Origin of the sequence: Solwaraspora sp. WMMD1047 (assembly GCF_029626155.1) — a bacterium.
Taxonomy (GTDB): domain Bacteria; phylum Actinomycetota; class Actinomycetes; order Mycobacteriales; family Micromonosporaceae; genus WMMD1047.
In genome coordinates this window covers 7,619,430-7,644,727 of the sequence record NZ_JARUBL010000001.1, presented here as the reverse complement: position 1 = coordinate 7,644,727, position 25,298 = coordinate 7,619,430, and the positions used below count along the sequence as shown (strand labels likewise).

General features: G+C 72.6%; 21 protein-coding genes and 2 pseudogenes. 13 read left to right on the top strand and 10 right to left on the bottom strand.

Going from position 1 to position 25,298, the window contains the following annotated elements; translation table 11 throughout:
* Window positions 1-14: 14 nt before the first annotated feature.
* From O7627_RS34815 to O7627_RS34805, 3 genes are read right to left on the bottom strand one after another with little or no spacing between them, the layout of a single operon-like run.
* A complete protein-coding gene (locus O7627_RS34815; RefSeq protein WP_278097678.1) occupies window positions 15-491 on the bottom strand; it encodes a cupin domain-containing protein in 477 nt (158 codons plus the stop codon).
* 31 nt (window positions 492-522) lie between these two features.
* Window positions 523-1,206, bottom strand: a complete 684-nt coding sequence (locus O7627_RS34810) for a response regulator transcription factor (RefSeq protein ID WP_278097677.1) — start codon at window positions 1,204-1,206, stop codon at window positions 523-525.
* The gene (locus O7627_RS34805) at window positions 1,203-2,435 is read right to left on the bottom strand and encodes a histidine kinase (RefSeq protein WP_278097676.1); all 1,233 of its coding nucleotides are present in this window, start codon (window positions 2,433-2,435) and stop codon (window positions 1,203-1,205) included. The genes O7627_RS34810 and O7627_RS34805 overlap by 4 nt, the downstream gene beginning before the upstream one ends.
* A 125-nt stretch (window positions 2,436-2,560) precedes the next feature.
* Here O7627_RS34805 and O7627_RS34800 point away from each other — a divergent pair, with 125 nt between their 5' ends.
* Both O7627_RS34800 and O7627_RS34795 read left to right on the top strand, forming a co-directional pair.
* Window positions 2,561-3,472, top strand: a complete 912-nt coding sequence (locus O7627_RS34800; RefSeq protein ID WP_278097675.1) for an ATP-binding cassette domain-containing protein — start codon at window positions 2,561-2,563, stop codon at window positions 3,470-3,472.
* Entirely contained in the window at window positions 3,469-4,272 is an 804-nt protein-coding gene (locus O7627_RS34795) for an ABC transporter permease subunit (RefSeq protein ID WP_278097674.1), read from the top strand. The genes O7627_RS34800 and O7627_RS34795 overlap by 4 nt, the downstream gene beginning before the upstream one ends.
* Window positions 4,273-4,308: 36 nt before the next feature.
* Here the strand turns inward: O7627_RS34795 and O7627_RS34790 are convergent, their stop codons facing one another.
* Both O7627_RS34790 and O7627_RS34785 read right to left on the bottom strand, forming a co-directional pair.
* A complete protein-coding gene (locus O7627_RS34790) occupies window positions 4,309-5,151 on the bottom strand; it encodes an SMP-30/gluconolactonase/LRE family protein (protein WP_278097673.1) in 843 nt (280 codons plus the stop codon).
* A gap of 7 nt (window positions 5,152-5,158) precedes the next feature.
* The gene (locus O7627_RS34785; protein WP_278097672.1) at window positions 5,159-5,659 is read right to left on the bottom strand and encodes a DUF2231 domain-containing protein; all 501 of its coding nucleotides are present in this window, start codon (window positions 5,657-5,659) and stop codon (window positions 5,159-5,161) included.
* Between the two features lie 241 nt (window positions 5,660-5,900).
* Here O7627_RS34785 and O7627_RS34780 point away from each other — a divergent pair, with 241 nt between their 5' ends.
* Window positions 5,901-6,749 carry a glucose 1-dehydrogenase gene (locus tag O7627_RS34780; RefSeq protein ID WP_278097671.1) on the top strand — a complete coding sequence of 283 codons (849 nt, stop codon included), beginning with the start codon at window positions 5,901-5,903 and terminating at the stop codon, window positions 6,747-6,749.
* Between the two features lie 42 nt (window positions 6,750-6,791).
* On the top strand, window positions 6,792-7,115 hold the full coding sequence (locus tag O7627_RS34775; protein ID WP_278097670.1) for a plasmid stabilization protein: 324 nt from the start codon (window positions 6,792-6,794) through the stop codon (window positions 7,113-7,115).
* An 81-nt stretch (window positions 7,116-7,196) separates the two neighbouring features.
* Here O7627_RS34775 and O7627_RS34770 read toward each other — a convergent pair whose 3' ends face one another.
* Entirely contained in the window at window positions 7,197-7,859 is a 663-nt protein-coding gene (locus O7627_RS34770; protein ID WP_278097669.1) for a hypothetical protein, read from the bottom strand.
* 169 nt (window positions 7,860-8,028) lie between these two features.
* On the opposite strand from O7627_RS34770, the gene O7627_RS34765 reads away from it, so the two are divergent.
* Window positions 8,029-8,433, top strand: coding sequence for an SCP2 sterol-binding domain-containing protein (locus O7627_RS34765; RefSeq protein WP_278097668.1), 405 nt, complete (start codon window positions 8,029-8,031; stop codon window positions 8,431-8,433).
* The gene (locus O7627_RS34760) at window positions 8,430-10,481 is read left to right on the top strand and encodes a glycogen debranching N-terminal domain-containing protein (RefSeq protein WP_278097667.1); all 2,052 of its coding nucleotides are present in this window, start codon (window positions 8,430-8,432) and stop codon (window positions 10,479-10,481) included. Before O7627_RS34765 ends, O7627_RS34760 begins: the two co-directional genes overlap by 4 nt.
* 24 nt (window positions 10,482-10,505) lie before the next feature.
* Here O7627_RS34760 and O7627_RS34755 read toward each other — a convergent pair whose 3' ends face one another.
* Together O7627_RS34755 and O7627_RS34750 are read right to left on the bottom strand one after the other, a co-directional pair.
* A complete protein-coding gene (locus tag O7627_RS34755) occupies window positions 10,506-12,038 on the bottom strand; it encodes an FAD-dependent oxidoreductase (RefSeq protein WP_278097666.1) in 1,533 nt (510 codons plus the stop codon).
* Between the two features lie 47 nt (window positions 12,039-12,085).
* Entirely contained in the window at window positions 12,086-14,347 is a 2,262-nt protein-coding gene (locus tag O7627_RS34750) for a catalase (protein ID WP_278097665.1), read from the bottom strand.
* Between the two features lie 169 nt (window positions 14,348-14,516).
* Here O7627_RS34750 and O7627_RS34745 point away from each other — a divergent pair, with 169 nt between their 5' ends.
* Window positions 14,517-15,134 (top strand): GNAT family N-acetyltransferase, encoded by a 618-nt coding sequence (locus O7627_RS34745; protein ID WP_278097664.1) that lies wholly within the window; start codon window positions 14,517-14,519, stop codon window positions 15,132-15,134.
* On the opposite strand, the gene O7627_RS34740 is transcribed toward O7627_RS34745, so the two are convergent.
* The gene (locus tag O7627_RS34740; RefSeq protein WP_278097663.1) at window positions 15,102-16,355 is read right to left on the bottom strand and encodes an MFS transporter; all 1,254 of its coding nucleotides are present in this window, start codon (window positions 16,353-16,355) and stop codon (window positions 15,102-15,104) included. The genes O7627_RS34745 and O7627_RS34740 overlap by 33 nt on opposite strands.
* On the bottom strand, window positions 16,352-17,065 hold the full coding sequence (locus O7627_RS34735; protein WP_278097662.1) for a siderophore-interacting protein: 714 nt from the start codon (window positions 17,063-17,065) through the stop codon (window positions 16,352-16,354). Before O7627_RS34735 ends, O7627_RS34740 begins: the two co-directional genes overlap by 4 nt.
* Before the next feature lie 103 nt (window positions 17,066-17,168).
* On the opposite strand from O7627_RS34735, the gene O7627_RS34730 reads away from it, so the two are divergent.
* The 6 genes and pseudogenes from O7627_RS34730 (at window position 17,169) to O7627_RS34705 (ending at window position 24,931) form a co-directional block, all read left to right on the top strand.
* Window positions 17,169-18,623, top strand: a complete 1,455-nt coding sequence (locus tag O7627_RS34730) for an aspartate aminotransferase family protein (RefSeq protein WP_278097661.1) — start codon at window positions 17,169-17,171, stop codon at window positions 18,621-18,623.
* Window positions 18,623-19,924: pseudogene (locus O7627_RS34725) on the top strand (SidA/IucD/PvdA family monooxygenase); the annotation flags it as partial. The gene O7627_RS34730 and the pseudogene O7627_RS34725, both read left to right, overlap by 1 nt.
* 107 nt (window positions 19,925-20,031) lie before the next feature.
* A complete protein-coding gene (locus O7627_RS34720) occupies window positions 20,032-20,604 on the top strand; it encodes a GNAT family N-acetyltransferase (protein WP_278097659.1) in 573 nt (190 codons plus the stop codon).
* Window positions 20,601-22,358: an IucA/IucC family protein gene (locus O7627_RS34715; RefSeq protein ID WP_278097658.1), complete on the top strand. Its 1,758-nt coding sequence runs from the start codon at window positions 20,601-20,603 to the stop codon at window positions 22,356-22,358. Before O7627_RS34720 ends, O7627_RS34715 begins: the two co-directional genes overlap by 4 nt.
* Window positions 22,355-24,370 (top strand): annotated as a pseudogene (locus O7627_RS34710) (penicillin acylase family protein); the annotation flags it as partial. The gene O7627_RS34715 and the pseudogene O7627_RS34710, both read left to right, overlap by 4 nt.
* Entirely contained in the window at window positions 24,347-24,931 is a 585-nt protein-coding gene (locus O7627_RS34705) for a GNAT family N-acetyltransferase (RefSeq protein WP_347404729.1), read from the top strand. The pseudogene O7627_RS34710 and the gene O7627_RS34705, both read left to right, overlap by 24 nt.
* Window positions 24,932-25,298: the final 367 nt, after the last annotated feature.

Sequence of the window (25,298 nt, the reverse complement as noted above, 5' to 3'; positions counted from 1 at the left end):
CTGGACGACCGCGGTCACAGCCAGAAGGTGTCGTGGTAGAGCATGAACTCCGCCCGCTCGGTTTCGGACCGCTGGGCCAGGTCGGCGAGCCCCTCGAAGTAGCCCTCCCGGGGGGCACCCGGGGCGAACAGCAGCAGCATCGACGCCGGCTCGCCGGACTCGTTACGGAAGCCGTGCACCCCACCCTCGGGTACGAAGAGGAAGTCCCCCGGTTTCGCGGCCAACCACCGATTGCCGTCGTAGAGGCTCACCGTTCCGGAGAGGACGAAGAACGACTCGGAGATGCTGCGGTGGAAGTGCGGGTCGGGGCCGCTGCGGGGGCCGGCCATGTCCCAGCGGTAGAGACCGAACTGGCCGTTCGTCGACGCGCCGGTGGCGAGGTAGCTGGCGGAGCCGGTCCGCATCAGCAACTCCGGCTCCTGGCCGGCCGGCCGGAAGGCGGCGCTCACCTCGCCGTTGTCGCCGTGGTAGCTGGGTGGTGGATAGGACATGCGTGTCTCCCCGGTTTCTCGATCGCGGTGGTCAGCCGGCGCCGGTCCGGCCGGCGTCGCGCGCCAGCAGCGCCGCCTGCACCCGGTTGGCGCAGTCCAGCTTGGTCAGGATCCGGCTGACGTACGTCTTGATCGTGGGTTCGGTCATCCGCAGCCGGCGGCCGATCTCGGCGTTGGACAGCCCCTCGGCGACCAGGGCCAGCACCGCCGACTCGCGGGGAGCCAGGGCGGCCAGCCGGGCGGCGGCGACCCGGCGTCGCCCGGTGGTGTCCGGGTCCACCATGGTGAGCAGGAGTCGGGTCACCGCTGGCGAGAGGTAGGCGTCGCCGCAGTGCGCCGCCCGGACCGCCCGGATCAACTCGTCCGGGGTGCAGTTCTTGAGTACGAAGCCGGCCGCGCCGTCCTGCAGCGCGCGGAGCACGTTCGGCTCGGCCCCGAACGAGGTCAGCACCACAACCGGCAGCCCCGGCACCTGTCGGCGCAGCTCGGTCAGCGCGGTCAGCCCGTCCATCACCGGCATCTTGATGTCGATGAGCGCCACCTCGGCGCGGCACCGGACCGCCCGGTCCACGGCCGCCCGCCCGTCCTCGGCCTCGCCGACGACCGCGATCCCCGGCGCCGATTCGAGGATGGTGCGGATACCGGCCCGGATCAGCGGTTCGTCGTCGGCGATCAGGACCCGCAGCGGACCCGCCGCCCCGGCCGGGCCGGTCACCGCACGCCCAGCAGGATGCCGAGCGGAAGCACCACGAACATCAGCGCGGCGGCGGCGAAGCCGACCGCGAAAGTGCGGGCCCGACCGGTTACGGCGACCTCCGGCGCGTCCTCGCCCGCCGCGGCGTCCGAACCGGGACCGTCGACCTTCCCGGCGGCGGTGGGCAGCATTGCGATCAGTCGGAACTGCGCGTCGGTGTGGCGGTGGTCCAGAAAACCGCCGGCCTGCTCGACCCGCTCCGCCAGCCCGGCCAGCCCATGCCCGCTGCCGGGGCGGGAGTCCGAGTCGCGCGGGACCGGGTTGGTGACGGTGAGCAGCAGCGTGTCCGGCTCCCAGACCAGGCTGACCGTGACCGGCTGCCCGGGAGCGTGCTTGACCGCGTTCGTCAGGCCCTCCTCGACCAACCGGTACGCGGCCGGTCCGGCCGCCGCCGGCAGCGCCTGTGGCGCGCCCCGCCGGCTCAGCGTCACCGGCACGCCGGCCGCCCGGAAGTCCGCCACGACCGTCTCGATCTCCGTCCAGCCCCGGGCCGCTGCATCCGGCGGTGCCTCCTCACGGAGCGCCCGCACCAGCACGTGCAACTCGTCCATCGCGTCCCGTGCCGTCCGCGCGAGCTGCCCGACCGCCTGCCGGTGCGGCTCGGGCAGGGCCGATACCTCCAGCGCGGCGGCCTGCACCGACACCAGGCTGAGCCGGTGGCCGAGGGAATCGTGCATGTCCCGGGCGATCCGTAACCGCTCCCGCAGCCGTTCCTGCTCACCGAGCAGTTCGCGCTCGAACCGGAGCTGCCGGTTGCGTTGGTCGAGCGCCGAGACCAACCGGTCGTGCTGGGCCAGGTAGCGGCCGACCAGCAGCGGCAGGGCCACGAACACCAGATAGGTCAGGGCGATGTTGAAGACCGCCGGCGGGTCGGTAGGCCGGGCGAGGTACTGCCCGGCCACCCCACCGAGCGTTGCTCCGGTGAGCAGAATGGCGTCGGTGCGGGACGCGACCGCCCGCCCGGCCTGGTAGGCCGCCCAGATCAGCAGGAGGTGCCCGCCGCCGGTCACCGCGGCGAACAGCAGGGTGGCGGCGAACGCGGCCAGCGGGCTCCGGAACCGCAGCCCGACGATCAGCGCCGCGACCACGGCGTAGACCGGCGCCCCCCAGCCGGGCAGATCGTCCGGATGCGCCGCCCGCAGCACGGTGTCCGCGACGATCACCGCGGCGGCGAGCAGGTACCGGCCCATGGATCAGAGGCTACTTGCCCCCGCCGACGTCATCGTTCGTCGGCGTGGTCCGACCACTTTCGTCGGCCCGGTCCGGCGACTTCCGGCGGCTGTGCCGCCGGCCGCCGGCCCCTAGCGTCCAGCGGGTGATCGAAGTGCGGAACCTCAGCAAACGGTACGGTCGGCACCTGGCCGTGGACGGGCTCGACTTCACGGTCGACGCCGGCCAGGTGACCGGCTTCGTCGGCCCCAACGGCGCGGGCAAGTCCAGCACGTTGCGGATGATCCTGGGCCTGGCCGAGCCCACCTCGGGTCAGGCCCTCATCGGCGGCCGGCACTACCGGCAGCTCGACCAGCCGCTGCGCCAGGTCGGCGCGCTGCTGGAGACCGGCGCCGTGCACGCCGGCCGGCGCGCCTACCACCATCTGCTCTGGCTGGCGCGCAGCAACCGGATCCCGGCCAGCCGGGCGTCGCGGGTGCTGGAGCTCGTCGGGCTCTCCGAGGTGGCCGGCAGGCGGGCCGGGAAGTACTCGCTCGGGATGATTCAGCGACTCGGCATCGCGGCCGCGTTGCTCGGTGATCCGCCCGTCCTGCTCTTCGACGAGCCCATCAACGGGCTCGATCCGGAGGGGATCCGGTGGTTCCGCAACCTGGTCCGGGGGTTGGCCGGCGAGGGACGGACCGTCCTGGTCTCCAGCCACCTGATGACCGAGATGGCGCTCACCGCCGACCATCTGGTGGTCGTCGGCCGGGGCCGGCTGCTGGCCGACACCGGCATGCCGGAGTTCATCGAGGCCAACGCCCGCTCGCACGTGCGGGTGCGGACGCCGGAACCGGAGCGGATGCGGCAACTGCTGACCGCCGAGGGCATCGAGGTGGGAACCGACGCGGACGGGGCGCTTGTCGCGTACGGCGTCCCGGTCGACCGGATCGGCGAGCTGGCCGGGGCCAACCGGCTGACGGTGTACGAGGTCAGCCCGGAGTCGGGCTCGTTGGAGGAGGCGTTCATGCGGTTGACGGCGGACTCGGTCGAGCACCGGGCGGGTGGGCAGCGGTGACCGGGCGGCCGTCCACTCCGGTGCCGCTGCTGGCGGCCATCCACGCCGACCTCACCAAGACCTGGTCGGTCCGCTCCTCGTCCTGGGCGTTGTCGGCGTTCGCCGCGGTGAGCGTGGGACTCGGCGGGTTGCTGGGCTGGACCTACCGCACCTCGCTGCCGCGCTGGGACGCCGAACGCGCCGCGGACTTCGATCCGCTCTTCCTCGCCTTCTACGGCCTCACCCTGGGCCAACTCGCGCTGGTGGTCTTCGCCGTCCTGCCGATCGGCAGCGAGTACGGTTCGGGCACCATCCGGGCGTCGCTGTTGGCGATGCCGAACCGCGGGCGCTTCTACGCCGCCAAGCTGGTCGCCGGGACACTGCCGGTGGCCGCCGCCGCCGTCGCAACCGTGCTGGCCACCTTCCTGGTCTCCCAGGCGGCACTCGGCCCGTACGGCGTGGGCCTGGACGCCGACGGCGCGCCCACCGCGGTCGTCGGTGCCTGCCTGCACCTGACCCTGCTCGGTCTCTTCGTGGCCGGGGTGGCGACGATGCTGCGTAGCTCGCTGCGGACGTTGGCGATCCTGATGCCGGTCTTCTTCCTCGGCTCGCAGGGCATCGCCAACATTCCCCGGGCCGGCACCGTGCTGCAGTACCTGCCGGACCAGACCGGCTGGGTCATCATGCGGCTCACCGGACCGTCGGACGACCCGCAGTTCGCCCGGGACTACGGGGCCTGGACCGGGTTGGGGATCCTGGCGCTCTGGGCGGCCGCCGCGCTGCTCGGCGGCTACCTGGTGCTGCGCCGCCGCGACGCCTGATCGACGCGCCTCGGCCGCCCGCCGGCCGGCGGGCGATCAGCCGGCGAACGGGGCGACCGGCAGGCCGGCGATGCCCACCGGGGCGTGGAACAGGGCGCCGGCCAGCGGCTCGGGATCGGTGAGCCCCTGCCGGGACGTCGTGATGAACAGTTCGTCGAGCCGGTCACCACCGAACGTGCAGGCCGTCACCTGCCGTACCGGCAGCTCGATCCGGTCGTCGAGCCGGCCGTCCGGGGTGTAGCGGTGCACCGCCGAGCCACCCCAGAGGGCGACCCAGACCCCGCCGTCGGCGTCCACCGTGAGCCCGTCCGGCGCCCCGGCCTCCGACGGCACCCGGACGAACGGCCGGCGGCCGGTGAGGCCCGCCTCGGGATCGTCGTCGAAAACGTCGATCCGGCCGGTCGTCGTGTCGGCGTAGTAGGCCGTCGAGCCGTCCGGGCTCCAGGCCAGCCCGTTGGAGATGCCGACCGCCGGCAGCACGGTCCGGACCGACCGGTCCGGGTCCAGCCGGTAGAGCGTGCCGCCGTCCGGGGCCGCGTCCCAGGCCATCGAGCCGGCGTAGAGCCGGCCCCGCGGGTCGCAGGAGCCCTCGTTCATGCGTACCCCGGGCGGGCAGTGCGGCGGCAGCCGGTCGATGGTCCCGTCCGGGTCGACCAGGGCGAAGCGGTCTTCCAGGGCGGCCACCATGCCGCCGCCCGCGCGGGGGCGGATCACGGCGGCCACCGAGTCGAGGTGGGTCCGACCCACCGCGCCGTCCGCGCCGAGACTGAGTACGTCGCCGGCGAGCATGTCCACCCAGCGCAGGCCGCCCCAGCCGGGGTGCCACACCGGACCCTCGCCGTGTTCGGCGACGGCGCTCGTCAACGGTTGCGCTGCCACCGGCACCTCAGGAGCCCTCCCAGACCGCCTTCGCCCCGGAGTCACCGGTGCGGAACACGTAGTAGAGGCTGACCCCGGCGGCGATCAGCGTCAGCGCGCCCAGCGCCAGCGACACCACCCGGGACCGGCCGGCCCCGGCGGCGGCCTGCGCCGCGGCGGCCCGCGGGGCCACCACGTAGACCAGCGCCAGGGCCAGCACGCCGAGTACCAGCGAGGCGTAGAGGGTCATGTCGCCGAAGCTCTGGTGCTCCTCCAGCACCGGGACGAACCCCTCGGTGACCCGGCCGTTGGCCCGCATCCGCTCGAAGAACGCGTCGCCGGAGAGCTTCGCGAACAGGGCGGAGATCGGCGCCCCGACCGCCAGCAGGCCCAGCACCCAGCGGGTGTGCGGGCGGATGACCGGCACGAACGCGTAGCCGACCGCGAGCAGGGCGAGCAGCGGTACGAACACCACCGCGGCGTGGACCAGCAGGGGGTGGGCGGGAATGCCCATGACTTCCTCGAACACCGGCGGCTCCTCGGTCGGCGGTACAGGTGGGCGATGGTAGTCGTCATCGTCGCACCCGTGCCATCCATGACCAGCACCTCGCGATCGAATCGTGCCCCACGTGGCGGCTCGTCGGGTCCCGTGGGTTTGACCACGCCGGGTCGGGGCAGTTCGTCCATGAGGCGAGTGGGAGCGGTTCGCCCCCCGTGGCGCCGACCGCCACCGCCGGGCCGTCGTCCGTCCCGATCGAAGGAGTAGACCGATGCCCGATCAGCAGCAGTCCGAGCCGGAGCAGCGGCCCCCCGGCGCGCTGGACGCGATGCAGCACCAGCCCGACCACGGGGAGGACTCCTACCGGGGCTCCGGACGGCTGGACGGCAAGAAGGCGATCATCACCGGTGGGGACAGCGGCATCGGCCGGGCGGTCGCCATCGCCTTCGCCCGCGAGGGCGCCGACGTCCTGATCTCGTACCTGAGCGAGCACGACGACGCGAACGAGACGGCGAAGTACGTCGAGCAGGCCGGCCGGCGGGCGGTGCTGGTCGCCGGTGACCTGGCGGACCGGGCCCAGTGCCAGGCCGTGGTGGACCGGGCGGTGGCGGAGTTCGGCGGCATCGACGTGCTGGTGAACAACGCCGCCTACCAGATGACCCACGAGACCGTCGAGGAGATCACCGACGAGGAGTGGCGGCACACCTTCGACGTCAACATCACCGCGATGTTCCGGGTCGTCCAGGCGGCGCTGCCGCACCTGAAGTCGGGTGCCTCGATCATCAACACGGCCTCGATCAATTCCGACATGCCCCGTCCCACCCTGCTCCCGTACGCGACCACAAAGGGTGCCATCTCGAACTTCACCGCGGGGCTCGCGCAGATGCTGGGCGAGCGGGGCATCCGGGCCAACAGCGTCGCGCCGGGTCCGATCTGGACCCCGTTGATTCCGGCCACCATGCCGCCGGAGCAGGTCGAGCAGTTCGGCAAGAACACCCCCCTGGGCCGGCCCGGTCAGCCGAAGGAGGTGGCCCCCGCGTTCGTGCTGCTCGCCTCCGACGAGGCCAGCTTCATCTCGGGCGCGATGATCCCGGTCACCGGGGGCAAGCCCATCCTCTAGCCGGATCAGAAACCCGATCCCCCAGCCGGAAAGGAGCCGGTCATGCCCGCAGGGTCCAGCCCCAAGCGAGAACGCCAGTACGAACACATCAAGGACAGTGCGAAGAAGCGCGGCGTCTCCACCGATCGCGCTGAGGAGATCGCGGCCCGCACGGTGAACAAGGAGCGCGCCCGGTCCGGTGAGGCGAAGACCGCGAGCCGGTCGTCGATCGACGATGTCTCCTCGGGCCACCGCGGCGGGAAGCGTTCCCACTCCGGCGCCCAGGGGCGCACCCGGGAGCAGCTCTACAACGAGGCCAGACAGCGCAACATCAAGGGCCGGTCCGGCATGAACAAGGCCGAGCTGGAGAAGGCGCTGGCGCGCTGAGCGCACCGGCACCGAGTACGCAACCGTCGCAGGGCGGCGCATCCTGATGCGCCGCCCTGCGACGGTGTGCGGTTGCGGCGGTCAGTCGTGGGTGGCCGTGGCGTCTTCCTCGGCGGCGTCCCCGTCGTCCGCGCCCTCCGACCCGCCAGCGTCGTCGTCCGCGTCCTCGTCAGCGTCGGCGCCCTGGTCGGCTCCGTCAGCCGAGGCCTTGGCGTCGGCCAGCTCCAGGCACGCCTGCAGCAGCACCTCCCGGGCCTGGGTGACCGCCGGGTCCTCGGCGGCCGCGTCGTCCTGCTCGGCTGCGTCGTCCTTGCCCGCGGCGTCGTCCTTGCCCGCTGCGTCGTCCTTGCCCGCCGGGTTGGTCGCCGATCGGGTTCCGGTGGTCTCGGCGTCGGCCTCCTCGCCCGCCTCCTCGGCGGCTTCCTCGGCTGCCTGGTCGAGGGCGAACTGGTCGCAGGCGGCCTCCAGTGCCAGCGCGGCGGCCTCGGCATCGGCGTCGTCCTCGGCCACCGGGGCCAACTCCTCGCCGTCGCAGAGCACGATCCCGCCGGCGATCTCCAACGTCGCGCAGGCCGACACGTCGAACCGCTGGCCGTCGACGACCACGATCCCGTCGGCCTGGGTGTTCTCCCCGGCGGACGCGAGTTGCACCCCGCCGATGGCGGCCAGGCCCAGTACGCCCGCGATCACCGCCGCGCCGATGACCCTCCGGTTGTCGCCCCGCGCGCCTCTTCGCTGTCGCATCCCGTGATCACTCCTCGCGCTCGTCCGTCGATGTCTGGCTAAGGGGCAATACGCGGCGTGCGATACATGGGTTCACTTACGAGCTTTTTGTCTTGGCCGACCGGCCCACCCCAATCACTCTCTGCGATAATATGAACTCCCAGAGTGACTGTAGGGTGGAGTGCGCGAAGTGACCGACGACGTCGACACCTTCCTCGGCACCCTCGGTGAACGGTCCCCGGGGCGGCTGCCCCCGACGGTCCGGGGGACGATCGATTTCGAGGTGGTCCGGCCGGCCGGCGAGAGCCACTGGCTGGTCACGCTCGCTGACGGCCGGGCGACCGCGGTCCCGCACCAACAGCCGGCGGACTGCTCGGTGCGGATCTCCGCCGAATCATTCAGCCGGCTGATCGCCGGGCAGGACCACATCGTCTCGATGCTCTTCCGGGACTGCGTCGCCGTCGAGGGTGACCTGGCGCTGTTCCTGATCTTCCGCCGGCTGCTGCCCGAGCCGGCGGACAGCCGGGGACCCGTCCCATCGATGAACAACCACGTTGCCCGCAGCTCGGCCGAGCGCAACGGATCCTGGCCATGAGGCCGGTGAGCATCCTGTTCGGCAACCTCTTCATGATCAGTGATCGACAGGGAGATGTGGTGGCCGGCCCGGTGGTCCCGCTCGGCCTCTTCTTCTACGACACCCGGTTCCTGTCGACCTGGCGGTTGACCGTCAACGGCGGACCGGTGCAGGCGCTCTCCGTGGAGGCCCTGCAGTACTACGAATCGCGGTTCTTCCTCACCCCGGGCGAACCGACGCACTACGTGGACTCGCAGGTGTCGGTCTTCCGGCACCGGTGGGTGGGCGACGCGTTCGAGGAACGGGTGAGCGTGCTCAACCACGCCCGGGAGCCGGTCGAGCTCACGGTGCGACTGGACATCGCGGCCGACTTCGCCGAGGTGCTGGAGATAAAGGAGGAGAGCCGGCGCGAGCGCCGGACGACAATTGTGGTCGAGGGGGACTCGCTGCGGATGCGGTACGAGCGGGAGACCTTCGTCCGGGAGACGATCGTGTCGTCCAGCGCGCCCGCCGCGGTCGACGAGGGCGGGATGACCTTCACGGTCCGGATCGCTCCGCACGGTACCTGGCACACGGACCTGCAGACGGCCACCTTCATCCGCGGCGCCCGGGATCGGGACCTCCGCGAGTCGATGCGCAACTACAGCGTCCGGTCCCGGTCGGACGTGCAGGCGGCCCTGCGCCGGTGGGTGGACGGCGCGCCCCGGCTGCGGACGGACTACGGACCGCTGAACGGGGCCTACCGGCAGAGCGTGGTCGACCTGGCCGCGTTGCGGTACCGGGGGCTCAACTTCGACGAGCCGCTGCCGCTGGCCGGGATGCCCTGGTTCATGACGCTGTTCGGCCGGGACGGCCTGATCAGTTGCCTGCAGACGGTGCCGTTCCTGCCGGCGACGTGCGTACCGCTGCTGCGGATCCTGGGCCTGTCGCAGGGGTCGCGGCGGGACCCGTTCCGCGGCGAGGAGCCGGGCAAGATCCTCCAGGAGTCGCGCTACGGGGAGTCCGCCGCCTTCAACGAGCTGCCCCACTCGGCCGACTTCTCGGCCGCCGACACCACCCCGCTCTTCGTCATCCTGCTCGACGAGTACGAGCGGTGGACCGGCGATGTCGATCTGGTCCGGGAGTTGGAGTTCCAAACGCGGGCGGCGCTGGAGTGGATCGACCGGGACACCGATCTCGCCGGTGGCGGCTATCTCTGGTACGAGCCCCGACCGGCCATGAGTGGTCCGGTCAACCAGAGCTGGAAGGGCTCGCCGGGGGCGATCTCGTTCCACGACGGCCGGCCGGCCGGTTACCCCCAGGCGACCTGCGAGATCCAGGGGTACGTCTACGACGCCAAGCTGCGCGCCGCCCGGCTGGCCCGGCTGGTCTGGCACGACCCCGCGTTCGCCGACCGGCTGGAGGCCGAGGCGGCGGCGCTGCGGGAGCGGTTCAACCGGGACTTCTGGATCGCCGAGCGGGGTTACTACGCGGCCGCGCTGGAGGCCGACGGCCGGCAGGTGGACTCGCTCACCTCCAACATCGGCCACCTGCTGTGGAGCGGCATCGTCGAACCCGACCGGGCGGCCAGCGTGGTCGAGCGGTTGATGGGCCCCGACCTCTTCTCCGGCTGGGGAATCCGGACGCTGGCCGCCACGGAGAGCCGGTACAACCCGCTCGGCTACCACACCGGCACCGTCTGGCCGGCGGACAACTCCCTCATCGCCTGGGGGATGCGACGCTACGGCTTCCGGCGTGAGCCGGCGGTGCTCGCGAAGGTCATCATCGACGCGACCCACTACTTCGGCGGCCAACTGCCGGAGGCGTTCGCCGGCTACCAGCGGAACCTGACGAAGTACCCGGTGCTGTACTCGTCGGCCAGCATGCCGCATGCCATCTCGGCCGGCGCCATCCTGCTGTTCCTGCGGACCCTGCTCGGCCTGGAGCCGTACGGCGACAACCTGACCACCGACCCGGCGGTGCCCGAGGAGATGGGCTACGTCGAGCTGCGCGACATCCCGGGCCGGTGGGGCACCTTCGACGCCCTCGGCCGGGGCCGCACGGACCGGGACCCGGCCCGGAGGAACTGACCGGGAGCTGGCCCGCGCCGGGGGTCAGGCGTCGGGCACCTCCCGGGCCTCCAGCGGTCGGGTGGCCGGACCGTGCAGCACCGCGCCGTCGACGCCGAACCGGGAACCGTGGCAGGGGCAGTCCCAGCTGCGTTCGGCGTCGTTGAACGCCACCAGACAGCCGAGGTGGGTGCAGGTCGCGGAGACCGCGTGCAGGTCGCCCGCCGGATCGCGGTAGACGGCGCAGCGGCGCCCCTTGGACCGGATCACCGCGCCGCTGCCCGGGGCGAGGTCGGCGACGGAGTCGGCGTGCGACGGCGGTCGGATCCGGTCGCCGACGAAGTGTTTCCCGACGGTCAGGTTGTTGCGCAGCAGCGCGCCGGCCTCGGCCTTCGGGTGCAGCCGCACCGGGTCGTACAGGTCGGTCCAGGGTGGCTCCTCGCCGTGGATCCGGGCGGCGAGCAGCCGCCCGGCGAGCACCCCGTTGGTCATGCCCCAGCCGCCGAAACCGGTGGCCACCCAGACCCGCCGGCTGCCCGGGTGGAACCGGCCGACGTACGGCACGCCGTCGGTGGTGTCGTTGTCCTGCGCCGCCCAGCGGTAACTCGGCTCGCCGACCGGGAACCGCTGCCGGGTCCAGTCCGCCAACCGGTCGAACCGGTCGGCGACCGAGCCGGTGCCCGGGGTGAAGCTCTCGCCGGTGACGATCAGCAGCCGGTCGTCCCCGTCCAGCGGCGCGGTGCGCACGGACCGGGTGTTGCCCTCGGTGGTCAGATACATCCCGCCGGGGTCCGCGCCGGCCGGGATGGCCGCGGCCACCACCAGCTCGCGGTGCGGCTTCAACCGGGCGAACAGCCCGGCCCGGTCGAACACCGGATAGTGGGTGGCCACCACCACGTGACCGGCGGTCACCGTCGAGCCGGTCTCCGTGGTCAACCGGCAGGGGTCACCCTCGTCGAGCCCGACCACCCGGGTCCGCTCGAAGATCTGTGCCCCCCGGGCGGCGAGATCGTCGACCAGGGCGAGCAGGAACCGGCGGGGGTGGAACTGCGCCTGGTCGTCGACCCGGATCGCGGCCGCCACCTCGTACGGCAGACCGGTCCCGGTGACCAGGGTGGCCGGCAGGCCCGCCTCGACGGCGGCTGCCACCTCGGCCCGGATCTGCGGCACCCCCTCCTCGTCGGTGACATAGGTGTACGCCGGCAGCCGCTCCAGGTCGCAGTCGATGCCCAGCTCGTCGACGAGGGCGGCGACGTGGGCGAGGGCGTCGAGCTGCGAGCGGGCGTACAGTTCGGATGTCGCGGCGCCCAGCGACGAGCGGAGCCGGTCGTAGATCAGTGAATGTTGAACCGTGATCTTGGCGGTCGTGTAGCCGGTCGTGCCGGCCACCACCCGGTCCGCCTCGATCAGCGCCACCGACCGGCCGCTCCGGGCGAGCTGGAACGCGGTGCAGACGCCGGCGATGCCGGCGCCCACCACCGCCACGTCCACCTCCACATCAGTAGTCAACCGCGGGTACGTCGTGGTCCCGGTGGTCGACATCCAGTAGGACTCGTCGTCGTGCGCGAACAAGGTCATGCCCGGGGCCATACCCAGCCGGGGTCGGCTCACTCGCGAACGCCGGATCAGCCGATCGATGCGGGGAACCGTTCCCAGACCCGGTGTGCGGCCAGCAGTTGTTGCACGGCGGTGAGGACCTCCGTCCCGGTGTCGCCGGTCACCACGCCGGGCGAGCCGGTCACGCCGGCCTGTCGCAACACCTCGGTACCGCCGTTCCAGGCGCCGATCGCCTTGGCGTGCCGCCAGCACTCCTCGACCATCAGCAGCACCCGGGGATCGACCGTCGCGGGGTCGGCGGCGCCCGCCTTGGCGTCCCGGGCGGGCAGCGCGTCCGGCGCCGGGGCCGGGGCGCCGGCCAGCAGGAGCGCGTCGAACTCGACCGACCGGCCGGTGGCGAAGGTCCGCTGCACGGTCAGGTCGCCGACCATACCGCCGTGCGGGGCGATCACCAGCGGCACCATGTCGGCGGCGAACACCGCCCGGCGTACCTGGTCGACACCGTCGAGGTCGGTCTCCGGGTCGACCACGATCCCGATGATCCGGCCGTCGGCCGGCCACTGCGCCCCGAGCTGGGACAGGGTGGGACTGGGCTCGACGTCGGCCAGCGGCTCGGTCGGCTCCGGGGCGGGCAGTCCCAGTCCGGTGGCGACCTGGGCGCAGAGCACCGGGTCGATGTTGGCCAGGCACTGCAGCTGGCGTTCCTTGATCGCCTGGTGGTAGCACTTGCCGAGCTCGAAGGTGTAGGCGCGGACGATGTGTTCCCGCTCGACCGGCGACATGCTCAACCAGAACAGCCGGGTCTGGCTGAAGTGGTCGTCGAAGGAGGCCGGGTTGGCGCGTACCTTCGGTGCCTGCGTCACCGTCACCGGCACGTCGACGAACGCGTGCTCGGCGTCGCCGGCCGGGAAGGGGTTGCCGCCGTCGAGTGAGTTGGGCCGGTAGGGCGCCACCCCGGCGTGCACGGCCTGCTGGTGGAAGCCGTCGCGGAGCATGTCGTTGACCGGGGCGTGCGGGCGGTTGATCGGCAGCTGGGAGAAGTTCGGTCCGCCCAGCCGGGTGAGCTGCGTGTCGACGTACGAGAAGAGCCGGCCCTGCAGCAGCGGGTCGTTGGTGACGTCGATGCCGGGCGGCAGGTGGCCGAGGTGGAAGGCGACCTGCTCGGTCTCGGCGAAGAAGTTCGTCGGGGTCCGGTTGAGGACCAGCTTCCCGACCGGCTGGACCGGGGCGAGCTCCTCCGGCACGATCTTCGTCGGGTCGAGCAGGTCGATCCCGGCGAAGACCTCCTCGGGCGTGTCGGGCAGCACCTGGATGCCGAGTTCCCACTCGGGGAACGCGCCGGCCTCGATCGCGTCGTACAGGTCCCGGCGGTGGAAGTCGGGGTCCAGGCCGCCGAGCAGCTGCGCCTCCTCCCAGGTGAGGGAGTGCACGCCGAGCTTCGGCTTCCAGTGGAACTTGGCCAGCGCCGTCTCGCCGGCGGCGTTGACCAGCCGGAAGGTGTGTACGCCGAAGCCCTCCATGGTGCGGTACGACCTGGGGATGCCCCGGTCGGACATGTTCCAGATGGTGTGGTGCTGCGCCTCGGTGTGCAGGGAGACGAAGTCCCAGAAGGTGTCGTGCGCGCTCTGCGCCTGCGGGATCTCCCGGTCGGGATGTGGCTTGCCGGCGTGGATGATGTCGGGGAACTTGATGGCGTCCTGGATGAAGAAGACCGGGATGTTGTTGCCGACCAGGTCGAAGGTGCCCTCGTCGGTGTAGAACTTGGTCGCGAAGCCGCGGGTGTCGCGGACCGTGTCGGCCGAGCCGCGCGACCCGAGGACGGTGGAGAACCGGACGAAGACGTCGGTCTCGACGCCCTTGCCGAGGAAGCCGGCCCGGGTGACCCCCTCGGCGGTGCCGTAGCCGGTGAAGACGCCGTGTGCGCCGGCCCCGCGCGCGTGCACCACCCGCTCGGGGATGCGCTCGTGGTCGAAGTGGGTGATCTTCTCGCGCAGGTGGTGGTCCTGGAGCAGCGTCGGGCCGCGCGGTCCGGCCTTCAGCGAGTGGTCGGTGTCGCGGAGCCGGGCGCCGTGCGCGGTGGTGAGGTAGGCGCCCTGCTGGCCGTTGGCGGTGGCCGGCGCGCCGCTCTTCGCGCCGGTCGGGGTGCGGGTCTGCGGTGCCCCCTGCTCCGGGCTCGGCGGCAGCGGGTCCTGCGGGGTGGTCGGCTCGGCGAGCGGCGGCGGAGCGCTGCCCGGGGCGCCGGGAACGTCGGGGGTGAGCACGTCGGCCACCTTCTCCGCGGCGGCTTCCACGACATCCTTGACGACCTCGGCTGGTTTGCGGGATTCCATTACGGCGATTTCCTCCACGGAGCGGCTCTGAGCGGGTCTGACGGCGCCCTACCCCCGGTCCGGGCCGACAAACACGGTGGCTCCGGGCATCCACGGTCGAGGCCGGCAACGGAAGTTGCCAGCCATCCCTCGATCAATTAGGTTAGGCTTGCCTGACTTAAGGGGTGTCATGAGCGACCGACCACGAATCCGCGTCGAGTTGACCGAGCGGGTCGACGTCGCCGTCCTCGCCGAGGTCTACCGCGTGGTGCACGCCGCCGACCTGGGTCTGGTCGACCACAGCGACCCCACCGTCGAGCAGCGGCTCGACTGGACCGCCCAGGCACCGGGCTTCGCCGCCACCATCGGGTACGCCGACGACCGGGTCGTCGGCGCGGTGCTCGGCGCCCCGCTGCCACCGGAGACCCTCTGGTGGCGGGACCTGAGCTCCGACGCCGACCCCGATCTGGTACGCGAGTGGCCCGGTCGCACCTTCGCGGTCTGCGAGGCCTTCGTCCTGCCGGAGTTCCAGCGCCAGCAGGTCGGCCTCCGACTCTTCCCGGAGTTGCTGGCCAGCCGCCCGGAGCAGCGGGCCAGCCTGGCCGTGGCGGACAGCAACACCGGCGTCTGGCGGGCGATGGAGTTGCGCGGCTGGCAGCGCGTCGGCGACCTGGTGCCGTTCCCGGGCTGGCGCCGGCACGCGATGTTCGTCCGGCCGCTGCCGCTGGACGCCGATCCGGCCGGCACCGATCCGCCGGTGCCGGCCGGTCGGCCGTCAGGCGGGCTGCTTGACGACGGTGGGCGCTGACACCGGCGGACGGTTCGGGCCGCCGCTGTCCGGCCGGTGCCGGCGCTGGTGCCGGACGCCGAGGGCTACGCCGCCGAGGATCAGGGCCGTCGCCGCGACCGCCACGGCCGGGTAGCCGACCCGGGCCGCCGCCGCCAGCCCGACCGCCGAGGCGGCGTACGAGCAGATCAGCCCGATCGAGGCGAGCACGGTGAAGTCGGTGCCGCCGGTGCCCGGCCGGGAGTAGTCCATGTTCACCGTGTAGAGCGCGACGTTCGCCACCGCGTACGCGGCCATGAAGCAGCAGAGCACCGGCCCGGCCAGCCCGAGGCCGCCCCGGCCGGCCAACACCGGCACCAGCAGCAGCGTCGCGGCGGCCAGCGCCACCCCGCCGGTGGCCAGCACGCCGGCCCGGCCGATCCGGTTGACCAGGCCACCGGCCGCCAGCCCGGCCAGCACGGCGGGCCCGCTCGTCACCAGGCCGGTGACGGCGCCGATCCGGGTCAGCGACCAGCCGGCGTCGACAAGCGCCGGGGAGACCAGCGCGTAGGTGGCGCCGGCGCCGGCGTAGAGGAGCGGCACCACGCCGAGCGCCCACCGCCGGCAGCCGGGCTGGGTGAGCACGGTCAGCAGCGCCGCGTACGCGTGCCGGGTGGCCGCCGGGCGGTCGATCCGCTCGGGTTCGCGGAACCGCCAGACCACCAGCAGCCCGATCGCGGTGAGCCCGGCCAGCAGGCCGACCGCCACCGGCCAGCCGAACTGGTCGTACGCCACCACGCAGGCACCGCCGCCGAGGATGTTGCCGAGGTAGCTGGCGGCCACCTGGATGCCGTTGCCGGTGCCCCGCTCGGCGTCGCCGAGCAGCCGGACGGCGACCGCGTCGGCGGCGATGTCCTGGGTGGCGGAGAAGAAGATGAACGCGGCGCAGATCGCCGCGATGGGGCCGATCCGCCCGCTGGCCGGATCGGTGGCGAGCAGCGCCAGCAGCGCGAGGACCATGCCGCTCTGCAACACCAGCAGCCAGCCCCGGTAGTGGCCGCCCCGGCGTGGCCCGTACCGGTCCAGGATGGGCGCCCAGAGGAACTTGACCGGCCAGATCAGCCCGATCAGGCTGAGCAGCGCGAGGGTGTCCAGCGAGGTTCCGCCGGCCCGCAGGATGCTGACCAGGCCGATGGTGATGAACCCGTAGCCCAGGAACTGGGTCACGTAGAGCGCGGTGATGACCCGCAGCCGGCTGTTCATCCGGCGGTCCAGTAGCCCAGCGCGTGTACCCGGCGCTTGTCGACGCCGAGGTCCCGGCGCAGGTGGCGGGCGATCGCCCGGGTGCTGCCGGCCTCGCAGGCGACCCAGTAGAGCGCCTCGTCGTCGGCGCCGGTGAGCGCCGCCCGGACGGTGTCGACGAGGTGTCGGCCCTGGTCTCGGCGGGGTACCCAGGTGACGGCGTGCTGCTCGCGGGTGCGCAGCGGCAGGTCGCGTTCGCCGTCGTGGGCGTACTCCAGCCAGATCGTTGCGGCGGTGCCGTCGGCGGCGTCGAGCAGGCTGTTGATGGCCGGGATGGACGCGGCGTCGCCGACCAGGTAGAGGTGCCGGGGGGCCGGGTCCGGCAGGCTGAAGGCACTGCCCTGCACGGTGGCGTCGATGGTGTCGCCGACCTGGACGGACTGCACCCAGCGGGCGGCACAGCCGTCGTGCAGCGCGAATTCGAGGGTGAACCGGCCGGTCGCCGGATCGGGATCGACGATCGTGTACGCCCGCTGGTGCGGTCGGCCGCCGTTGTCGAACCAGAGCCGGATCCAGGCGGTGGGATGTGGATCACAGGACGCCAGCAGATCGCCGCCGTCCACCCGGATCCGCTGGTAGTGCCCGTTGACCGGCTCGTGTTCGAGCACCGTCAGCCGGAAGTCCCGGCCGCCGAGGACCTTGAGAACCAGCCCTTCCCAGTTCCGTTTCATCCGACCTCCCAGTAGGGTGCACTAATGTTAGGTTAGGGTAGCCTTATTGGGAGGTCGCGTGTCGAACGGGTCAGTATCCCCACACCTGTTCGGTAGGTACACCATGGACGCGTACCGCGCGACCATCGACGAGACCGCCGACATGCTCGCCGACCGGGTCCGCGACCTGCGCCAGCCCTACTCCGGGGCGAGCCTGGCGGAGCTGCGGGACCTGGTCGACGGGGTCGACCTGGACACTCCGCTGGGCAGCACCGGTGCCGCCCTGCACGAGGTCGGCAAGCTCTATCTCGACCACGCCATCTGGTTCCACGAGCCGACCTACCTGGCGCACCTGAACTGCCCGGTGGCGCTCCCGGCGATCAGCGCCGAACTGCTGCTCGCCGCCGTGAACACCTCGGTGGACACCTGGGACCAGAGTGCCACCGGCACCCTGATCGAGCGGCGGATGATCGACTGGACGACCGCCCGGATCGGCTTCGGGCCGACCGCGGACGGGGTCTTCACCAGCGGCGGCACCCAGTCCAATCTGCACGGTCTGCTGCTCGCCCGGGAGGCGGCCCTGGCCGGCTCCACCGACCGCGCCGCCGACCTGCCCCGGCTGCGGATCCTGGCCACCACCGAGAGCCACTTCAGCGTCGGCAAGTCGGCCGGCGTGCTCGGGCTGGCCCGCGACGCGGTGGTGCCGGTGGCCACCGACGGCACCGGCCGGATGGACCCGGAGGCGCTCGTCGACACCGTCGAGGAGCTGCGCGACAGCGGCCTGCTCCCGATGGCGGTGGTGGCCACCGCCGGCACCACCGACCTGGGCTGCGTCGACCCGCTGCGCGCGATCGGCGTCGCCTGCCGGCACCAGCGCGTCTGGCTGCACGTGGACGCCGCGTACGGCTGCGGGTTGCTGGTCTCCCGGCGCCGGCGGCACCTGATCGACGGCATCGAACTGGCCGACTCGGTCACCGTCGACTTCCACAAGAGCTTCTTCCAGCCGGTCAGCTCCAGCGCCATCCTGGTCGCCGACGGCTCGACGATGCGCCGGATCGCGGTCCACGCCGACTACCTCAACCCGCGGACCGCCACCGTCCCCAACCAGGTCGACAAGAGCCTGCAGACCACCCGCCGGTTCGACGCCCTGAAGCTCTGGATGACGCTGCGCACGATGGGCGCCGACCAGCTCGGGGAGATGTTCGACACCGTCGTCGACCGGGCGCAGGAGACCTTCCGCCGGCTGACCGCCGACCCCGACTTCGAGGTGGCCGCCGTCCCCACCCTCAGCACGGTGCTGTTCCGCTACCGGCCGCCGTGGCTGACCGCCGACGACTGCGACCGGCTGATGCCCCGGCTACGCGCGCGGCTCTTCGACAGCGGGGTCGCGATCATCGCCGGCACCACCCTGGGCCGCCACTACTGGCTCAAGTTCACCCTGCTCAACCCCGACACCAACGGCGAGCACATCCGGTCCGTGCTGGAGCTGATCCGGCGTACCGCCCGGGACCTGCTCGACGAGGAGTGGGACTGCGACCCGGCGATCGAGCCGGCGACGGTCGCCGCCGGAGGTGCGTGATGACCAAGGTCCACGACTTCGTCGCGGTCGGGGCGGGACCGTTCAACCTCGGCCTGGCCTGCCTCACCGCGCCGATCCCCGAGCTGGACGGCGTCTTCCTGGAGCAGCGTGCGGAGTTCGCCTGGCATCCCGGCCTGATGATCGACGGGGTCACCATCCAGGTGCCGTTCCTCGCCGACCTGGTCACCATGGCCGACCCGACCTCGCCGTACTCCTTCCTCAACTATCTGAAGCAGACCGGGCGGCTCTACCGCTTCTACATCCGGGAGGACTTCTACCCGCTGCGCGCCGAGTACGACGCCTACTGCCGGTGGGCGGCCGGCCAGCTGCCGAACGTGCGGTTCGGCGTGCGGGTGGAGCGGATCGAATACGACGCGGCCGAGGGTGCGTACCTGGTGCACACCAGCCGGACCTCGGCGGACGGTGACCGGCCCGGCGACCCGCAGCCACTGCGGGCCCGGCGGCTGGTGCTCGGCGTCGGCACCGAGCCCTACCTGCCGGCGGTCGCCCGCGACCTGTCGGGTCCGGCCATCCACAGCGCGGACTACCTGCCGAACAAGGCGCGCCTGCAGGCGCTGGACTCGATCACCGTGGTCGGCAGCGGGCAGAGCGCTGCGGAGATCTACCACGATCTGCTTGCCGACATCGAGCGGTTCGGGTACCACCTGACCTGGGCCACCCGCTCGCCGCGCTTCTTCCCGATGGAGTACACCAAGCTCACCCTGGAGCTGACCTCGCCGGACTACATCCGGCACTTCCACAGCCTGCCCGGGCCGGTGCGCGACCGGCTCAACCGGGAGCAGCGCAACCTCTACAAGGGCATCAGCGGCGACCTGATCAACGCCATCTACGACCTGCTCTACCGGCTGGACGTCGCCGGGTCCGTCCCCACCGACCTGCTCACCAACGTCGATCTGACGGCGGTCGACTGGCAGCCGGACGCCGGGCGCTACGAGTTGACCATGCGCCACACCGAGCAGCAGCGGGACTTCACCACCGGCACCGCCGGTCTGGTGCTGGCCACCGGCTACCGGCCCCGGGTGCCGGCCTTCCTCGAACCGGTCACCGACCGGATCCGGTGGGACGAGCGCGGCCGGTACGACGTCTCGGTCGGCTACGCCATCGACCGCACCGGCGACGAGATCTTCGTGCAGAACGCCGAGGAGCACACCCACAGCCTCACCGCACCGGATCTCGGCATGGGCGCGTACCGCAACTCGACGATCATCGCCGCCATGCTCGGCCGCGAGGTCTACCCGATCGAACGCGGCATCGCGTTCCAGCGGTTCGGCGTCGGCAGTGGCGCCGAGCCAGCCGGGCCGGGTGCGCAATCCGGGCCGGGTGGGCTGGCCGGGTCGGCGATGCCGGACGCGCCGGTCGCCCTCGCCGGGACGCGGGCCCGGTCCCGGTGACCTTCACGCTGCGCTCCCGGCTGGGCGAGTTCACCGTCGAGCCGCTGGACGTGCCGGCCCACGCCGCCGACCTGCACGCCTGGATCACCCATCCCAGGTCGGTCTTCTGGGGGATGCCGACCGCCGACCTGGCCGCCGTCCGCCGGGAGTACGAGCGCCTCGACGCCGACCCGCACCACCACTGCTGGCTCGGCCGGCTCGACGGCGTACCGCTGTTCCTCACCGAGACCTACCAGCCCGCGCAGAGCGAGCTGGCCGCGCACTACCCGGTCCGCGACGGCGACGTCGGCATGCACGTGCTGGTCGCCCCGCCGGCCGCGACCGAGCCGCCCCGACACGGGCTCACCTCGGCGGTGCTGCGCACCGTCATGGAGTTCATCTTCGCCGACGACCGGCACCTGCGGGTGGTGGTCGAACCCGACGTGCGCAACACGGCGATCGCCGCCAGGAACGCCGAGGCCGGCTTCGTCGTCGAGCGCGAGATCCAGCTCTCCGACAAGGTGGCCCGGCTCAGCTTCTGCACCCGCGCCGACTACGCCGCGAGTCTGATCGGCAGGGAGAACCGATGAACCCGCAACCCCCGGCCCACCTCAACCCGGTCGCGATCGAGGTGGCGCACCGCCACCTGGTGGCCAAGGCGATCGCCGAGTTCAGCCACGAACGGTTGATCAGCCCGGTGCCGGACGGCGACGACCTGGTGCTGACCGCCGGCCGGTCCCGCTACCGGTTCCGGGCCCGCCGGTACGCCCTGGACCACCTGGCCGTCGAGCCGGACTCGCTGCGCCGCGAGGTGGCCGGCGCCCCGGCCCCGCTCGACGCGCTGGACCTGGTCACCGAGCTGGCCGACACCCTCGGCATCCCGGACCGGCTGCTCGGCACCTACCTGGAGGAGATCAGCGCCACCCTCGCCGGCACCGCCTGGAAGCACCAGCACCGCCGGCACCGGGTGGCCGACCTGGTCGACGCCGACTTCCAGACCATCGAATCGGCGATGACCGAGGGGCACCCGATCTTCGTCGCGAACAACGGCCGGATCGGCTTCGGCCTGGCCGACCACGTCGCCTACGCGCCGGAGGCCGGTCAGCCGGTGCGGCTGGTCTGGCTCGCCGTCCGGCGCGACCTGAGTGCCTTCACCGCCGGCCGGGGCGTCGACGAAGAACGCCTGTACGCCGAGGAGCTGGGCACCGACGCGCTGCGCGGCTTCGAACAGCGGCTGCGCGACCTGGACCTCGACCCGGCCGACTACCGCTGGCTGCCCGTGCACCCCTGGCAGTGGGAGCACAAGGTCACCATCACCTTCGCCCCCGAGGTGGCCCGGCGGGCGATCGTGCCGGTCGGCACCGGCCCGCACCGCTACCAGGCGCAGCAGTCGATCCGGACCTTCTTCAACCTGGACCGGCCGGACCGGCACTACGTCAAGACCGCGCTCGCCATCCAGAACATGGGCTTTCTGCGCGGCCTCTCCCCGGCGTACATGCGGGCCACCCCGCCGATCAACGACTGGGTGGCCGACCTGGTGGCCGGCGACGACACCCTGCGGGACTGCGGCTTCACGGTGCTGCGGGAGCTGGCCTCGATCGGCTACACCGGCGACGCGTACCACCGCGGCGGCGGGCCGGTCTCGGCGTACCAGCGGATGCTCGCGGCGCTGTGGCGGGAGAGCCCGGTGCCGCGGATCGGCGGAGGCCAGCGGCTGGCCACCATGGCCAGCCTGCTGCACCGCGACTGGTCGGGCGACCACCTGGTGACCGCGATGATCGCCGCCTCCGGGGTGCCGGCCGACCGGTGGCTCAGCAGCTACCTGCGGGCCTACCTCCGGCCGCTGCTGCACCTGCTGCTCCGCCACGACGTGGCGTTCATGCCGCACGGCGAGAACCTGATCATGGTCCTGGACGGCAACGTTCCGGTCCGGGTGTTCATGAAGGACATCGGCGAGGAGGTCGCCGCCATGCACGACCGGGAACTGCCGGCCGAGGTGGCGCGGATCAGGTTCCCCGCCGACGACGACCTGCGGTCGCTGGCCATCTTCACCGACGTCTTCGACGGGTTCCTGCGGTTCCTGGCGGCGATCCTGGCCGCCGACGGGGTGCTGCCCGAGCGGACCTTCTGGGCGCTGGTGGCCGACTGCGTACGCCAGCACGGCGACGACCACCCCGACCTGCGCGGCCGGCTCGACCTGTTCCGGCCGACGTTCCGGCACTCCTGTCTGAACCGGCTGCAGCTGCGCAACACCCTGCAGATGGTCGACCTCACCGACCAGGCCGGCTCACTGATCTTCGTGGGTGAACAGCGGAACCCGATCGCCGCCGGGGTCGCGTCGTGACGGCCCGCGTCGACCGTGACGACCACGGCATCCCGCTGCTGTGGGCCGACAGCGCGGACGAGCTGGCCCACCTGCAGGGGCGCAACGCCGCCACCGACCGGGCGTGGCAGATCGAGACCGACCGGTGGCGCGGCGAGGGCCGGCTGGCCGAACGGCTGGGCCCGGACGCGGTCGGCTGGGACCGGTTCGCCCGTCGGGCCCGGCTCGACGACACCGCCCGTCGCTGCCACGAGAAGCTGGACCCCGAGGTACGCCGCTGGGTCGACGCCTACGTCGCGGGCGTCAACGACGCGCTGCCGGCCGGCGCCGAGGCGGCGCCCGAGTTCGGCGCGACCGGCACCACGCCGGGGCGCTGGCAGCCGTGGTCACCGCTGACGGTCTTCCTCGTCAACCACATCCTCTTCGGCACCTTCCCGAACAAGCTGTGGCGGGCGCACGTCGCGGCCACCCTCGGACCGGACGCCGTGGACCTGTTCGCGGTGGAGGGTCCGGCCGGCGCGGGCAGCAACGCCTGGGTGCTGCCGGGCGACCGGACCGGCAGCGGCGCGCCGGTGATCGCGGGCGACCCGCACCGGCTGCTCGAGCTGCCGGGGGTCTACCAGCAGGTCCGGTTGGCCTGCCCGGAGTTCGACGTGATCGGGCTGGCCTTCCCGGGGGTGCCGGGGCTGCCGCACTTCGGCCACGCCGGCCCGGTGGCCTGGGCGATCACCAACGCGATGGCCGACTATCAGGACCTCTACCGGGAGGAGTTGCGCCGCGAGGGCGGTCGGCTGCTGGTCCGGGAGGTCGACGGCTGGCTGCCGGCGACGGTGCACACCGAGTCGATCGAGGTGCGCGACGGTGCCCCGGAGGAGATCGAGCTGGTCGAGACGGCGCGCGGCCCGGTGATCGACCACGACCGGGGCACCGGCGAGGCGCTCAGTCTGCGTACCCCCGCCCGGGTGCTCGGTGAGTTGGGCTTCGCCGCCCTGTTGCCGCTGCTGAGGGCCACCCGGGTCGCCGACGTGGTGGCGGCGCTGCGGCACTGGGTGGAGCCGGTGAACAGCGTCCTGGTCGCGGACCGGACGGGCGCCGTGCACCGGCTGGTCGCCGGCCGGGTCCCCGACCGTGACGACGCCGGCCGCCGGCTCCCGGTGCCCGGCCGGGATCCCCGGTACGCCTGGCGCGGCTGGTCGCCGCTGCCGGCGGCGCCGGTGACCGTGCCGCTGGTGAACGCGAACGACCGGCGGGTGGCCGACGTGGCCGAGCTGGGGGTCGACTTCGCGCCGCCGCACCGGGCCCGCCGGATCCGCGCCCTGGTGGCCGGCGGCGCCGAGGCAGCGCAGATCCACACCGACACCAGGTTGGCCGCCGCCGTGCTGCGCGGCCTGCTCACCCGCCTCGACTTCACCGACGCCGGCCCGGCGCGCCAGCTGCGGGACCGGCTGCTGGCCTGGGACGGGCGGATGGCGCCGGAGAGCGTCGAGGCGGGCGCGTTCGCCGCCTGGCGTGCCGCGCTGGCCCGCCGGCTGGCCGACCACCCGAGCCTGCGGCCGTTGCAGGCCCCGAGCGCCTTCGACGAGTTGTTCGCGCCCTGGACCGACCCGCGGGTCCGGATCGGGCTGGCGCTGGACGGCCTGGTGGCCGGGCTGCACCGGCTCGGCGGTGACGTCGGCACGGTGGCGTTGGCGGCGCTGGCGGAGGTGGCCGAGGGCGCCCCGCCACCGTCGTGGGGACGGCGGCATCTGCTGCACCCGGTCCGGGTGCCGGTCGGCGCCGCGGTCGACCCGGGACCGGCGGCACTCGGCGAGCCGGTGGGGCTTCCCGGCGACACCGACTGCGTGCTCGCCACGGCGAGCGTGCCCGGGGTGTCGGACGCCTGCTGGCGCGGGCCGGTGGCCCGTTACGTCTGGGATCTCGCCGACCGTTCCGCGAGTCGGTGGATCGTGCCGTTCGGCGCCTCCGGGCGCCCCGGCGATCCGCACTTCGCCGATCAGCTGCGCCGGTGGGTGGCCGGCGAGTTGATCCCGGTGCCGGAGCCGACGACCCCGGTCTTTCAGGAGCGGCTGGCCGACCGGGGCCGGTTCGACCTGATCCCGCTGGACCCGGACCGGCACCTGGATGTGGTGTACCGGTGGGTGACCGAGCCCCGCGCGCGGTTCTGGGGGATGACCGGGCACAGCCGGGAGCAGGTCGCCGAGATCTACCACTTCCTCGCCGGCCTGGACAGCCATCACGCGTACCTGATGCGGCTGGACGGCACCCCGGTGGGGATCTTCCAGACCTACCAGCCGGCGAAGGATCCGGTGGGCGAGTGCTATCCGGTGCAGCCGGGCGACTTCGGCATCCACCTGTTCGTCGCCGCGCCGGCCGGCCGGCCGGCGCCGGGCTTCACCGGCGCGGTGGCGGGTGCGCTGCACCGGTACGTCTTCGCCGATCCGGCGGTGCGGCGGATCGTGATCGAGCCGGACGTCCGCAACGAGGTGGCGTTGCGTCGCTGGCGGCGGCTCGGCTACCGGTTCGGTGCGCAGGTCGAGCTGGCCGGCAAGCGGGCGCAGTTGGCCTTCCTGCCCCGGGACTCCGTCGGCGGGTGAACGGTCACATCCGGAGCCGGCCCTGACGGGCGTTCGGCCGGTCGGCGAGCCGTCGCCAGCACCGCAGAGTCCGGATGATGGACATCGATGCCTTGACGGCGGCCGGGCATCCATCCTATGTTTCGGCGTAACGTCTTCGTAACCCGGAGCGCCCAGCGTGGTCGGCCGGGAGCGCGGTCGGCGCATCGAGGTCGCTAAAACCCGCAGCAATCGATCCGTGGCACACCCGGCGAGTTGGAGTTAGCGCTAACATCCAGCACTGCCGATCAAGAGGAGGCGCCCCTCGGGCGATCAGATCAACGGAGCCGGCCGCACTGGCTTGTGAACGTTCACAGCGAGTGCCGTCCCACTGGCCCGTGGCTCCCCG